Here is a 13373-nt window from a genome sequence, read left to right as displayed (position 1 = left end):
GGCCTGCATTGACGGCTCGAATGCCAGGACGGTGGTAGTGTGCGCGCCTCCCTCATCCAGATCGCCGTAGACGAGGGCGAATCGGTCAATTCCCGTCGCTCGCGGGTCTCTTCACTGGTCCGCGAGGTGGCCGGGCGCGAGCGGCCGGATCTCGTCGTTCTTCCCGAACTGTGGACCACGGGCGCCTTCGCGTACGAGTCGTTCGCGAGCGAGGCGGAGCCGCTGGAAGGTCCCACGTACGAGGCGATGGCCAAGGCCGCGAGTGACGCGGGGCTCTGGCTGCACGCGGGGTCCATCCCGGAGCGGGACGCCGCCGGGGACCTCTACAACACCTCGCTCGTCTTCTCGCCCGACGGTGAACTCGCCGCCTCGTACCGCAAGATCCACCGCTTCGGCTTCGACAAGGGCGAGGCCGTGCTGATGGGAGCGGGCACCGAACTGACCACGGTGCGGCTCCCGTCCACGACGGTGGGGCTCGCCACCTGCTACGACCTCCGCTTCCCCGAGCTGTTCAGGGGCCTGGTGGACGCGGGCGCCGAGGTGTTCGTCGTGCCCGCGGGGTGGCCGGCGCGGCGCCGGGAGCACTGGACGCTGCTTGCCCGCGCGCGGGCGGTCGAGGACCAGGTGTACGTCCTGGCGTGCGGCACGGGCGGCACGCACGCCGGTGTGCCGCAGGCCGGGCACAGCGTCGTCGTCGACCCGTGGGGCGAGGTGCTCGCCGAGGCGGGGGACGGCGAGGAGATCCTCACCGTCGACCTCGACCCGGCGAAGGTCGCGACCACGCGGGAGCAGTTCCCGGCGCTGAAGGACCGCCTGCTCGGCCTCGACGCGCCGCCCCGGCGCTGAGGATCACGCTCAGTCCTCGACGCCCCGCTCCTTCTCCGCCAGGCGGATCACGCAGACCGCGACGGCCAGGAGGAGGGCGGGGTCGGCGTCCTCCCGGGTGACGTGCAGGCCGTAGGTGTCCCGCACCCGGAACCAGCGGCGTGAGATGTCGGCCAGGAGTTCACCGTCGTACTCGATGGCGAACTCGCGGTCCAGGATCTTGCCGCTCACGTCGAGTTCGGTGCCGTCGACCAGGGCGACGCGATAGTGGTTGCGCAGCAGCGAGAGGCGTTTGCGCTTGACCGTGGCCAGCTCCTCGCCCTCCCGTTCGATCACCATCGTGTCCCGCAGCGTCATCATCTTGGCGCGGATGTCGACGAGGACGCGGCCCTCCATGTCCTTCAGCTCGAAGGTCTCGCGCAGGCGCATCGCCTTGCCGTCGACGAGGAAGACCTTGCGGCCCTGGTCGTCCTCGATCCAGTAGTCGTCACCGATGCCGAGGAGCCGCTCGCGTACGAGAAGTTTCATGGAGCCATGACTACCCCGCGGAGCGCGTGCCCGCACGGCACCGGGCCCGGCGGCCACGGAGGTGACTGCCGGGCCCGGCGATGACGAGCGGCGCGAGCTCCCGCCCGCGAGAGCGGGCGTCAGTAGCGGTGGTGGTGCTCCGTCTCCGTCTCGACCACGGTCGCGCCCGGCGGCACGACCGTCTTACGGCGCGCGTTGGTGAACGCGGCGACACCGATCACGCCTACGGCCATCATGATCAGGCCGGTGACCGTGAGGTTGATGCCTTCCATCTCCCAGTCGGTGGCGAACGTGAGGATGGCGCCCGCGGCGATCAGAATGATGCATCCGCCCAGGCCCATGAGGACCGCCTCCCTGTGTTGTGGCTCGCTGTGCTGTGCATGAGGGAGATCGAGTACCCCGGCCTCCCCAAGCCACACAGGGAAGCGGTACTCAGCCTTCCAGGAACGCCACCAGCGCGTTGGCCAGCAGGTGTGGATCGTCTGCCCCGCACAGTTCGCGCACGCTGTGCATCGAGAGGATCGCGACGCCGATGTCGACGGTCTTGATGCCGTGCCGGGCCGCGGTGATCGGGCCGATGGTCGTGCCGCAGGGCATCGAGTTGTTCGAGACGAAGCTCTGGAAGGGCACGCCGGCCTTCTCGCACGCGGCGGCGAACACGGCCCGTCCCGCGCCGTCCGTGGCGTACCGGTTGTTGACGTTGACCTTGAGGATCGGGCCGCCGTTGGCGCGCGGGTGGTGCGTCGGGTCGTGCCGCTCCGCGTAGTTGGGGTGCACGGCGTGACCGGTGTCGGAGGAGAGGCAGACGGTGCCGGCGAAGGCGCGGGCCTTGTCCTCGTAGGTGCCGCCGCGTGCGTACACCGAGCGTTCGAGCACCGAGCCGAGGAGCGGGCCGTCGGCGCCGGTGTCGGACTGGGAGCCGTTCTCCTCGTGGTCGAAGGCGGCCAGTACGGGGATGTACGGGAGGGAGTCGGCCCCCTCCGACGTGGCGACGGCGGCGAGCGCCGCCGTGCAGGCGTGCACGGAAAGGAGGTTGTCCATGCGCGGGCCCGCGATGAGGTCGCGGTCGCGGCCGAGGTAGGAGGGTGCCTCGATGGGGTGCGTCATGAGGTCCCAGCCGGTGACGTCACCGGCCGTGAGCCCGGCCTCCTCTTCCAGGAAGCTGATCAGGTCACCTTCGCGTACGTCGTCACTCAGCCCCCAGATGGGCTGCATGTGCTTCTGCTTGTCGAGCTTGAGGCCATCGGCGATGACCCCGCGGTCCATGTGGATCGCCAGCTGCGGCACGCGCAGGAGCGCCCGGTCGATGTTCACCAGGCGCGTCGAACCGTCCCGCAGGGAGAGGCGTCCGGCAAGGCCGAGGTCGCGGTCGAGCCAGGAGTTGAGCAGCGGCCCGCCGTAGATCTCCACCGCGACCTGCCGCCAGCCGTGCGCGCCGGTGTCCGGCTTCGGCTTGACGCGGAGGTTCGGGGAGTCGGTGTGGGCGCCGACGATGCGGTACGGGGTGTGCGCGGCTGCCCCCTCCGGCACGTACCAGGCGATGATCGCCCCTGAGCGCAGCACGTACTTCCCGCCGGTCGTGCCGTCCCAGGCGTCGGTCTCCTCGACCTGCCGGAACCCGGCCTTCTCCAGCCGCTCGGCGGAGCTCGCCACAGCGTGGTACGGCGAGGGGCTTGCCGCGAGGAAGGAGAGGAGGTCGTCGGAGTGGCCGCGGTCGAAGGCAAGAGGGGCGCGCGGAGCGCTCTTCGCAGGGGCGGCGGCGGGAGACGGGCGGGCAGAGGTGCTCATGGCTTCCAGCCTAGCTAGGGGGTGTGGAGGAAGTGGGGGGCGCTTTCCGGGAGGTTCTGTACGGGAACTGGCGCGGCCCGCCCCCGGAACGGGAGCGGGCCGCGGTGATGCGCAGTGGTGCGCAGTGGTGCGAAGAGGCTAGAACGCCGCCTCGTCCAGTTCCATCAGGCCCAGGTCCACGCCCTCGGCCAGCTTCCGCTCGCCCGCGACGCCCGGCAGGACGTTCGCGGCGAAGAACTTGGCCGCGGCGATCTTGCCCTCGTAGAAGGCCTTGTCCTTGGCGGAAGCCGTCGGCAGCTTCTCCGCGGCGACGGCGGCGCCCCGCAGCAGCAGGTAGCCGACGACGACATCGCCCGAGGCCATCAGGAGGCGGGTCGTGTTGAGGCCCACCTTGTAGATGGCCTTGACGTCCTGCTCGGTGGCCGCGAGGTCCGTCAGCATGATGCCGACGATCGCCTCGAGCTCGACCGCGGCCTTGGCCAGCTCCTCGCGGGCCCCGGCCAGGTCCTCGCCGCCCGTACCGACCGCGAGGAACTTCTTGATCTCCTCGGCGAGGCCGTTCAGCGCCGCACCCTGGTTGCGGACGATCTTCCGGAAGAAGTAGTCCTGGCCCTGGATGGCCGTCGTGCCCTCGTACAGGGTGTCGATCTTGGCGTCACGGATGTACTGCTCGATGGGGTACTCCTGGAGGTACCCCGAGCCGCCGAACGTCTGGAGCGACTGCGCCAGCTGCTCGTAGGACTTCTCCGAGCCGTAGCCCTTGACGATGGGCAGCAGAAGGTCGTTCAGGGCGATCAGCGCTGACGCGTCCTCGCCCTCCGCCTCCTTCACCGCGATGTCGTCCTGGACGGCCGCGGTGTGCAGGACAAGGGCGCGCATGCCCTCCGCGTACGCCTTCTGCGTCATCAGCGAACGGCGTACGTCCGGGTGGTGCGTGATGGTGACCTTGGGGGCCGTCTTGTCCATGAACTCGGCCAGGTCCGGGCCCTGGACGCGCTCCTTGGCGTACTCCAGGGCGTTGAGGTAACCCGACGAGAGCGTCGCGATGGCCTTCGTGCCGACCATCATGCGGGCGAACTCGATGATCATGAACATCTGGCGGATGCCGTCGTGCTTGTCGCCGATCAGCCAGCCCTTGGCGGGATGCTGGTCGCCGAACGTCATCTCGCACGTGTTGGACGCCTTGAGGCCCATCTTGTGCTCGACGTTCGTGGCGTACACGCCGTTGCGCGCGCCGAGCTCGCCGGTCTCCCAGTCGAACTCGTACTTCGGGACGAGGAAGAGCGAGAGGCCCTTGGTGCCGGGGCCGTGGCCCTCGGGGCGGGCGAGGACGTAGTGAAGGATGTTCTCCGACATGTCGTGCTCACCGGACGTGATGAAACGCTTCACGCCCTCGATGTGCCAGGAGCCGTCATCCTGCTGGACGGCCTTCGTGCGGCCCGCGCCGACATCCGAACCGGCGTCGGGCTCGGTCAGGACCATCGTCGAGCCCCACTGCTTCTCGACGGCGATCGCGGCGACCTTCTTCTGCGCCTCGTTGCCCTCTTCGTGCAGGATGCCCGCGAACGCCGGTCCGGAGCAGTACATCCAGACGGCCGGGTTGGCGCCGAGAAGCAGCTCCGCGTACGCCCAGATCAGCGAGCGCGGCGACGTCGTGCCGCCGATCTCCTCGGGGAGGCCGAGGCGCCAGTACTCGGAGTCCATGAAGGCCTGGTAGCTCTTCTTGAAGGACGCCGGGACCGGCGCGGTGTTGGTCTCGGGGTCGAACACCGGCGGGTTGCGGTCGGCGTCCGCGAAGGACTCGGCCAGCTCGTTCTCGGCGAGGCGGCGCAGCTCGTCGAGGATGCTCTTGGCGGTGTCGACGTCCATCTCCGCGAACGGGCCGGTGCCGTACAGCTTGTCGCGGCCGAGCACCTCGAAGAGGTTGAACTCGATGTCGCGGAGATTCGACTTGTAGTGCCCCATGGCGACTGGCTCCGTAAGCAGAAAGGGATATGTACCAGCAAGTAGCTACGATGATGCTACCCGCCAGTAATAAGAAGCAACCCCTAACGGGTCATCTGTGACTCAGTACTCTTGCGGGCATGTACGGCTATGACCAGAGCCCAGGCGCCCAGCAGCAGTACGCCCCGCCCGGGGCGCAGCCGCCGCCGCAGCAGATGCCGGGCGGCGCGGGCGGGTACGCCCAGCAGCCTCCGCTCTACCCCGAGCCGTCACCCCCGTCCCTCGCGGACGCGGTGCGCGCCTTCACCACGGGCTCGATGTCCGCCGAGGACTTCCAGCAGATCTTCGCCACCTCCAAGGTCTACTGCCCGCGCGGCGACAACCCCGGCTTCCTCGCCCTGCACAACACCCAGCAGCCCGTGATCCCGATGTTCACGTCCCTCAAGGAGCTGCGCCGGTACGCGGGCAAGGAGTCCAAGTACTTCGTGATCACGGGCGCGGAGGTCATCGACCTGCTGCCCACCGGGTACGGCTTCGTCCTGGACATGGAGGGCGAGCACCGCATGGTCTTCGACGCGAAGGCGGTCGAGCAGATGGTCGACTTCGCGATGCGACGGATGTACGGCTAGCCGCCGAGAACAGGCCACTCAGGACGCCCGGAGGGAATTCCCTCCGGGCGTCCCGCGTTCCCGGTGGCAAGAAGTTCTACGTTCAACTAAAGTGGACGTACGAAGAAGGAGGCACCGACATGCCCGCTGTGACCGTCGAGAACCCGCTGACCCTGCCCCGTGTGGCCGCGTCCGCCGACGCCGTGGCCCGTCCCGTGCTCGCCGTGACGACCGCGCCCAGCGGTTTCGAGGGCGAGGGGTTCCCGGTGCGCCGGGCGTTCGCGGGGATCAACTACAAGCACCTCGACCCGTTCATCATGATGGACCAGATGGGGGAGGTGGACTATGGGGCCGGTGAGCCGAAGGGCACTCCCTGGCACCCGCACCGCGGCTTCGAGACGGTCACGTACCTGATCGACGGCACCTTCGTGCACCAGGACTCCAACGGTGGCGGCGGCACCATCCAGAACGGCGACACCCAGTGGATGACGGCCGGCAGCGGCCTCCTGCACATCGAGGCGCCGCCGGAGTCCCTTGTCCAGTCCGGCGGCCTCTTCCACGGCCTCCAGCTCTGGGTGAACCTGCCCGCGCGGGACAAGATGATGGACCCCCGCTACCAGGACATCCGCGGCGGCCACGTCCAGCTCCTCACCTCCCCCGACGGCGGCGCGCTCCTGCGCGTCATCGCGGGTGAGCTCGACGGGCACCAGGGCCCCGGCGTCACGCACACGCCGATCACGATGATCCACGCGACCGTGCGGCCCGGCGCCGAGGTCACGCTGCCCTGGCGCGAGGACTTCAACGGCCTCGCGTACGTCCTCGCCGGACGCGGCACGGTCGGTGCCGAGCGCCGCCCGGTGCACATAGGCCAGACGGCGGTCTTCGGCACGGGCTCGTCGCTGACCGTCCGCGCGGACGAGAAGCAGGACGGGAACACCCCCGACCTGGAGGTCGTGCTGCTCGGCGGGCAGCCGATCCGTGAGCCGATGGCGCACTACGGACCGTTCGTGATGAACAGTCAGGCCGAGCTCCAGCAGGCCTTCGAGGACTTCCAGAAGGGGCTGCTCGGCACGGTCCCGGCCGTACACGGCATGTAAGTCACCGGCGGGCAGCCGTACATAACGTGCGGGGCCACGCGGCCCATGCTCGGGTAGGAGGGTGAGCACCCTTCTGCCCGAGCCCGCACGCAGGACCGCCGCCTGGTGCGCCGTCCTCCTGCTCGTCGTCGGCGTGGCCGCCGTGGTGATCTGGCTCGTCATCACCTTCAAGGCGGCCGTCACCCCGATCCTGCTCGCGCTCCTCGGCACCGCGCTCCTCGGCCCCGTCTACCGGTGGCTCCTGAAGATGAAGGTGCAGCGCTCGCTGGCCGCCGGGCTGACCTGCGCGGCCGTCGTCGCCGTCGTCGGCGGTGCGATGTACATCGTGGCCAAGGCCCTGATCGACACCGGTGACCAGATCATCGCCTCCGTGAAGCAGGCCGCCGACGGCCTGACCGAGCACTTCGGCGCCGCCGGTACCTCGCTCGACGACATGGCGTCCAACGCCAAGGAACTGCTCGGCAAGTTCGGCGGCTCCGCCGCTTCCGGGGTGATCAGCGGGCTCAGCGTCGTCGGCGAGATGATCGCCATGGCCGTACTGGCCCTGCTGCTCGTCTTCTTCTTCCTGCGCGACTCCGACCGTGCCGTGCGCTCCATGCGCTCACTCGCCCCCGGCGGTACCGCCGACACCGTCGAGGCGATGGCCCGGCGCGCCTTCGAGGCCGTCGAGGGCTTTATGCGCGGGACCACGTTCATCGCCCTGATCGACGCCCTCTGCATCACCGTCGGCCTGCTGATCCTGCGGGTGCCGGGCGCCTGGGGGCTCGGCGCACTCGTGTTCATCGGCGCCTACATCCCCTATCTGGGGGCGTTCATCTCCGGGGCAGTCTCCGTCCTCGTCGCGCTCGCCGACCGGGGCTTCGTCATCGCGCTGTGGGCGCTCGGGGTCGTCCTGGCCGTCCAGGTCCTCGAAGGGCATGTGCTCCAGCCGGTGATCCAGTCACGGACCGTGCAGATGCATCCCGCGGTCGTCCTGCTGGCGATCGCGGCGGGGGCTTCCGTGGCGGGAATCCTGGGGATGCTGCTGGCCGTTCCTGTGACGGCGGCGGCCTTCGGGGTCATCTCTGAGCTGCGGGAAGGAGCTTCAGCCCGTCCGGCGTTCGAGGACGAACCCGGCGGAGCCGGTGATTGACGGTGCCCGAAGCTCAAGGGCGCCCGAAGCTCCGGGGCGCCTGAATCACTCGCCCGCAGTTCCTTCGTACAGCTCGAACCAGATGCACTTGCCCTCGCCCCTCGGATCCACGCCCCACTCGTCGGCGAGCAGCTCCATCAGCACCAACCCCCGCCCGGACGACGCCAGTTCACCGGGGTGCCGCTTGTGCGGCAGGTCGTCGCTGCCGTCCGCCACCTCGGCCCGCAGCCGCCGCGCGCCAGGCTCCCCGATGACCTCGGCGACGAGGAGCGCGTCGCCGTCCGTGTGCACGAGTACGTTCGTGATCATCTCCGAGACCATCAGGACCGCCGAGTCGACCTGATCGGCGTCCGCCCAGTCGTGCAGCAGGTCCCGCACATGGCGCCGCGCCCCCGCGATCCGCTCCGGCTCGGCCTGCGCGACCGTCAGGACGGCGCGGCGGGCCGGTGTGCGGTGGCCGTGGCGGCCGGCCCTGCGGAGCAGCAGGACCGCTATGTCGTCCTCGCGGCGGTCCACGAGGGGACCCGTGGTGTGGTGCGAGGAGGGCCCGTGCACGGCCTGCACGAGGGTGTCCGCCAGCTCTTCGAGCCCGTCGTCGCCGTCATCACCGCCGCCCCCGTCCTCCTCCAGGATCTTGCGGATCCGCGCCCAGCCGCTGTCCAGGTCGTGGCCGCCGGTCTCGATGAGGCCGTCGGTGCAGACCAGCATCGTCTCGCCGGCCTCCAGGACGAGGCGGGTCGTGGGGTAGTCCGCGTCGGGGTCGATGCCGAGCGGCAGACCGCCCGCCGTGGGGCGGAGCAGAACCGTTCCGTCGCTCATCCGTATCGCGGGGTCCGGGTGGCCTGCGCGGGCGATCTCCAGGACGCCGGTGACGGGGTCCGCCTCCACGTAGAGGCAGGTCGCGAAGCGCGGGTCGGAGCCGTCGGCGCCCGGGGCGCCGCCGCTCGACCCGTCCGTGATGCCGTCGGTGATCCCCGAGAGGAAGCGCGTCGCCCGGGAGAGCACGGCGTCGGGCCGGTGGCCCTCGGAGGCGTACGCACGCAGGGCGATCCGCAGCTGCCCCATCAGGCCCGCCGCGCGCACGTCATGTCCTTGTACGTCGCCGATGACGAAGGCGATGCGGCCGCTGGGCAGCGGGATCATGTCGTACCAGTCGCCGCCCACCTGGAGCCCGCCGCCCGTCGGCACGTACCGCGCGGCCACGCTCATCCCCGGGATGCGCGGCCCGAGCAGCGGCAGCATCGAGCGCTGGAGCCCCTCCGTCAGCTCCCGCTCCGACTCGGCGACCCCGGCCCGCGACAGGGCCTGGGCCAGCATCCGGGCCACCGTCGTCAGGACGGAGCGCTCGTCCGGCGTGAACGAGACGGGGTAGGCGAACGCCGCGAGCCACGCGCCCATGGTGCGGCCCGCGACGGTCAGCGGCAGGAACGCCCACGACTGCCGCCCGAAGGGCTGGGCCAGCGGCCAGGTCGCCGGATAGCGGCGGTGGTACTCCTCGGGCGAGGAGAGGTAGACCGCGCGGCCCGTGCGGACCACCTCGGCGGCCGGATAGTCCGTGTCCAGGGACATCGCCGAGAAGGGCAGGTCGTCCCCCGGCTGCTGGCCGTGATGCCCGATGACCTTGAGCCGGTCGCCCTCGACCCCGAAGACGCCGAGCCCGTCCGGCGAGAACCCCGGCATGGAGAGCCCGCCGGCCACCCGCAGCACCTCCTCGGTCGACCGCGCCTCTGCCAGCGCGCGCCCCGCGTCGAGCAGGAAGGCCTCGCGGGAGCGGCGCCAGTCCCCGGTGACGGGCGTGCGGGCGGCGGCGCCGGGCGGGGACTCGGTGACTTCCTGGAGGGTGCCGATGAGCTCGTACGAGTGTGCGGCCTCGTCGACGATCGGCTTGGAGCGGCTGCGCACGATGCGCAGGACCCGGCGCCCCTGCTCGTCCATGATCCGCAGGCGGGCCTCGGCGAGGGTGCCCTCGGCGACGGCGAGCTGCACGATGCCGTCGATCTCGTTCCAGTCGACGGGGTGGAAGCGGGAGCGTACGGCCGCTTCGGTGAGGGTCTGGGCGCGTGCGGGCAGACCGAGGAGCCGGGCCGCCTCCGCGTCGAGCGTGACGGTCCCGGAGGCGTTGTCCCAGCGCCACAGGCCGGTGGCGATGGCGGCCAGGACGTCCCCTACCGGCGGCAGGGGCTCGTCGCCCGCCCGCTGGAGGGGATCGTCAGTTCGCATTGACCCACTTTAGGAAGATCGGTGGACAAGCCGCCACCGCCGGGGGCGGCGGGAGGCGCTGCCGGGGTGCCCCGGGAGGGGGCCCCGGAGGTAATCCGGAAAGCGATCACCGCCCGGACGGTAGCCTTAAGGCCTGTCTGCTCTCTCCCCTATTCGCGAAGACTGGATGAACGACGATGCATCGGTACAGGTCCCACACCTGCGGCGAGCTCCGCGCCTCTGACGTCGGCTCCGACGTCCGGCTGAGCGGCTGGCTGCACAATCGCCGAGACCTGGGCGGCATCCTCTTCATCGATCTGCGCGATCACTACGGAATCACGCAGCTGGTGGCCCGCCCCGGCACGCCCGCCGCCGAGACGCTCGACAAGCTCTCCAAGGAGACGGTCGTCCGTATCGACGGCAAGGTCGTCTCGCGCGGCACGGAGAACGTGAACCCCGAGCTGCCCACCGGCGAGATCGAGATCGAGGCCGCCGAGGTCGAGGTGCTCGGCGCCGCCGCCCCGCTGCCCTTCACGGTCAACGCGGACGACGGCGTGAACGAGGAGCGGCGCCTTGAGTACCGCTTCCTGGACCTGCGCCGCGAGCGCATGCACCGCAACATCATGCTGCGGTCGTCGGTCATCGCCTCGATCCGCTCGAAGATGGTCGCGCTCGGCTTCAACGAGATGGCGACGCCGATCCTCGCCGCGACGTCCCCCGAGGGCGCCCGCGACTTCGTCGTGCCCTCCCGCCTGAACCCCGGCAAGTTCTACGCGCTGCCCCAGGCCCCGCAGCAGTTCAAGCAGCTGCTCATGATCTCGGGCTTCGACCGCTACTTCCAGATCGCGCCGTGCTTCCGCGACGAGGACGCGCGCGCCGACCGCTCGCCGGGCGAGTTCTACCAGCTCGACGTCGAGATGAGCTTCGTGGAGCAGGAAGACGTCTTCCAGCCCATCGAGAAGCTCATGACGGAGATCTTCACGGAGTACGGCGGTGGCCGCGAGGTCACGTCCCCCTTCCCGCGCATCCCGTTCCGCGAGTCGATGCTGAAGTACGGCAACGACAAGCCGGACCTGCGCGCGAAGCTTGAGCTGACCGACATCACGGACATCTTCGCGGACTCGGAGTTCAAGGCGTTCGCGGGCAAGCACGTCCGGGCCCTCCCCGTCCCCGACACGGCCTCGCAGTCCCGCAAGTTCTTCGACGGCCTCGGCGACTACGCCATGGAGCAGGGCGCGAAGGGCCTGGCCTGGGTGCGCGTCGCCGAGGACGGTTCGCTGACGGGCCCGATCGCGAAGTTCCTGACGGAGGCGAACGTAGAGGAGCTCACGAAGCGCCTCTCCCTGGCCCCCGGCCACGCGGTGTTCTTCGGCGCGGGCGAGTTCGACGAAGTCTCCAAGATCATGTCCGCTGTCCGCGTCGAGGCGGCCAAGCGTGCGGGCCACTTCGAAGAGGGCGTCTTCCGCTTCTGCTGGATCGTCGACTTCCCGATGTACGAGAAGGACGAGGAGACCGGGAAGATCGACTTCTCCCACAACCCCTTCTCGATGCCCCAGGGCGGCATGAAGGACCTGGAGGAGAAGGACCCCCTCGACATCCTCGCCTGGCAGTACGACATCGTCTGCAACGGAATCGAGCTGTCCTCCGGCGCCATCCGTAACCACGAGCCCGAGGTCATGCTGAAGGCCTTCGAGATCGCGGGCTACGCGGCCGAGACCGTGGAGCAGGAGTTCGCGGGCATGCTCCGCGCCTTCCGCCTCGGCGCCCCGCCGCACGGCGGCATCGCCCCCGGCGTGGACCGCATCGTGATGCTCCTGGCGGACGAGCCGAACATCCGCGAAACGATCGCGTTCCCGCTGAACGGCAACGCGCAGGACCTGATGATGGGGGCGCCTTCCGAGCTGGAGGAGTCGCGCCTGCGGGAACTGAACATCTCCCTGCGGAAGCCGGTTGCCTCCGGCAAGGGTGACGCGGACAAGTAGAAGGCAACGCGCCGCGTAGACGCGGCCGGATCAAGGCCCCAGGACTTCAACAGTCCTGGGGCCTTTGCTGTGCGTGGTGCTGGCGCTAGTCGCCCTGCCCCGGTGCTTCGGCGAAGAGTTCGTCGGCATCGGTGACCGCGACGGCACGGACGAGCCAGCGGTCGAGGGTGTCCAGGTCGGTGCAGCCCTTGATCCGGCCGAGGGCACTGTCCGGGACCGGGATGCCGCGCGCGTCCAGGAAGAGCAGAAGCGACTGGACCTTGCCCTCGGCTTCGCCCTCGGCCTTGCCTTCGAGGTACTTCTCCTCGGCGAGGGTCCCCTGACCGGGAAAGTAGATCGTCACGCCCATCACGTCCCTCCACGTTGCTCTGGCCGGGGTCTCTCCCAGGCCGACGTCCAGCAGCTGCCAGTAGTAATCGATGAACTCGTCGTCGGCCGACCTCAGTGCAGTGGCCAGTGCGTCCAGTATGGCCGTGCAGTCAGGGCTGCGCCCATGCATCAACGCGGCGAAGGCGGCGAAGGCGAGGTTCTGTGCGATCTCGTCCGGGTCCGTGATCATCGGTACGTTGTCGGGGCCGATGACCATCGGATGCACGCTGAGGGCTGTCCAGCCGTCCAGCCCGATCCGAAATGGCCCGGCGGCCCACACGGACGTGGCCTTGTCCTGGCACACGACGAGCAGCAGTGCGGGGATGTTGTACTTCGAGTAGAGATACGAGAGGTAGTACCCCCAGCTCGCGGCCTTCTCCGGGTCCCGGCGTCCCTGAGCCTCGATGGCCAGCAAGAACGCGCTGCCGTTCGGAGCGCTGATGCGGAGCACGGTGTCGATCCGGCGTTCAAGAGGGCGGATCTCGGTGACGTCCGGCGAGAGCACTTCGACGGATGGTCGTTCGGGAAGCGGTACGCCCAGGATCCGGAAGACCGGCGTCAGCAGCTCCGGCCGCTCCTGGAAGATCCGGTGCGAGGCCTCGTGTTGTGATGTGACCATGTGCGGAACGTAGGTGGATCAAGGCCCGGATTTCCGGTCGGTGGGCGGCGATCACTCTTTCGAGTACGTCGACGGGGCGGCGTACGCCGACGTGGTGTCGGGGTGCGCCGCCCGGGGGTGGGGCGAGTCGGCGGGGTTACTTCGGGTCGTTGTTGAATTTTGCGGTGGACCAGAAGTAGCCGAGTATGGCCAGGCCCAGGCACCAGGCGATCGTGAGCCATCCGTTGTGGCCGATCTCGGTGCCCAGGAGCAGGCCGCGCAGGGTTTCGATGGCGGGGGTGA

The 13373-nt window shown here is 69.6% G+C and carries 11 protein-coding genes and 1 pseudogene; 5 read left to right on the top strand and 7 right to left on the bottom strand.

The window, feature by feature from the left end; translation table 11 throughout:
• Positions 1-39 precede the first annotated feature (39 nt).
• Entirely contained in the window at positions 40-846 is an 807-nt protein-coding gene (locus ACGFX9_RS34680) for a carbon-nitrogen family hydrolase (RefSeq protein WP_393482558.1), read from the top strand.
• Between the two features lie 9 nt (positions 847-855).
• On the opposite strand, the gene ACGFX9_RS34675 is transcribed toward ACGFX9_RS34680, so the two are convergent.
• The 4 genes from ACGFX9_RS34675 to ACGFX9_RS34660 all read right to left on the bottom strand — a co-directional run bounded on the left by ACGFX9_RS34675 (position 856) and on the right by ACGFX9_RS34660 (position 5106).
• A complete protein-coding gene (locus tag ACGFX9_RS34675) occupies positions 856-1353 on the bottom strand; it encodes an LURP-one-related/scramblase family protein (protein ID WP_393482555.1) in 498 nt (165 codons plus the stop codon).
• Positions 1354-1472: 119 nt separating this feature from the next.
• Positions 1473-1694 (bottom strand): hypothetical protein, encoded by a 222-nt coding sequence (locus ACGFX9_RS34670; RefSeq protein WP_393482553.1) that lies wholly within the window; start codon positions 1692-1694, stop codon positions 1473-1475.
• A gap of 91 nt (positions 1695-1785) precedes the next feature.
• Entirely contained in the window at positions 1786-3141 is a 1356-nt protein-coding gene (locus ACGFX9_RS34665; RefSeq protein ID WP_393482550.1) for a M18 family aminopeptidase, read from the bottom strand.
• A gap of 138 nt (positions 3142-3279) precedes the next feature.
• Positions 3280-5106, bottom strand: coding sequence for an acyl-CoA dehydrogenase (locus ACGFX9_RS34660; RefSeq protein WP_393482547.1), 1827 nt, complete (start codon positions 5104-5106; stop codon positions 3280-3282).
• Between the two features lie 119 nt (positions 5107-5225).
• On the opposite strand from ACGFX9_RS34660, the gene ACGFX9_RS34655 reads away from it, so the two are divergent.
• From ACGFX9_RS34655 to ACGFX9_RS34645, 3 genes are all read left to right on the top strand, one after another.
• The gene (locus tag ACGFX9_RS34655; RefSeq protein ID WP_393482544.1) at positions 5226-5714 is read left to right on the top strand and encodes an SseB family protein; all 489 of its coding nucleotides are present in this window, start codon (positions 5226-5228) and stop codon (positions 5712-5714) included.
• A 119-nt stretch (positions 5715-5833) separates the two neighbouring features.
• Positions 5834-6790 carry a pirin family protein gene (locus ACGFX9_RS34650; RefSeq protein WP_393482541.1) on the top strand — a complete coding sequence of 319 codons (957 nt, stop codon included), beginning with the start codon at positions 5834-5836 and terminating at the stop codon, positions 6788-6790.
• 61 nt (positions 6791-6851) lie between these two features.
• Complete coding sequence (locus ACGFX9_RS34645) at positions 6852-7922, top strand: AI-2E family transporter (RefSeq protein ID WP_393482538.1); 1071 nt, start codon at positions 6852-6854, stop codon at positions 7920-7922.
• A gap of 45 nt (positions 7923-7967) precedes the next feature.
• Here the strand turns inward: ACGFX9_RS34645 and ACGFX9_RS34640 are convergent, their stop codons facing one another.
• Positions 7968-10142 carry a SpoIIE family protein phosphatase gene (locus tag ACGFX9_RS34640; RefSeq protein ID WP_393482535.1) on the bottom strand — a complete coding sequence of 725 codons (2175 nt, stop codon included), beginning with the start codon at positions 10140-10142 and terminating at the stop codon, positions 7968-7970.
• A gap of 176 nt (positions 10143-10318) precedes the next feature.
• Between ACGFX9_RS34640 and aspS the strand changes: the two genes are divergently transcribed.
• Positions 10319-12103 carry an aspartate--tRNA ligase gene (aspS, locus tag ACGFX9_RS34635; protein WP_393482532.1) on the top strand — a complete coding sequence of 595 codons (1785 nt, stop codon included), beginning with the start codon at positions 10319-10321 and terminating at the stop codon, positions 12101-12103.
• A gap of 85 nt (positions 12104-12188) precedes the next feature.
• On the opposite strand, the gene ACGFX9_RS34630 is transcribed toward aspS, so the two are convergent.
• Both ACGFX9_RS34630 and ACGFX9_RS34625 read right to left on the bottom strand, forming a co-directional pair.
• The gene (locus ACGFX9_RS34630) at positions 12189-13091 is read right to left on the bottom strand and encodes a hypothetical protein (protein ID WP_393482529.1); all 903 of its coding nucleotides are present in this window, start codon (positions 13089-13091) and stop codon (positions 12189-12191) included.
• Between the two features lie 136 nt (positions 13092-13227).
• Positions 13228-13373: pseudogene (locus tag ACGFX9_RS34625) on the bottom strand (ABC transporter permease); the annotation flags it as partial.

Origin of the sequence: Streptomyces sp. NPDC048436 (assembly GCF_043200355.1) — a bacterium.
Taxonomy (GTDB): Bacteria; Actinomycetota; Actinomycetes; order Streptomycetales; family Streptomycetaceae; genus Streptomyces.
The sequence above is the reverse complement of the archived record's forward strand: the minus strand, read 5'-3'. Positions and strand labels throughout refer to the sequence as shown.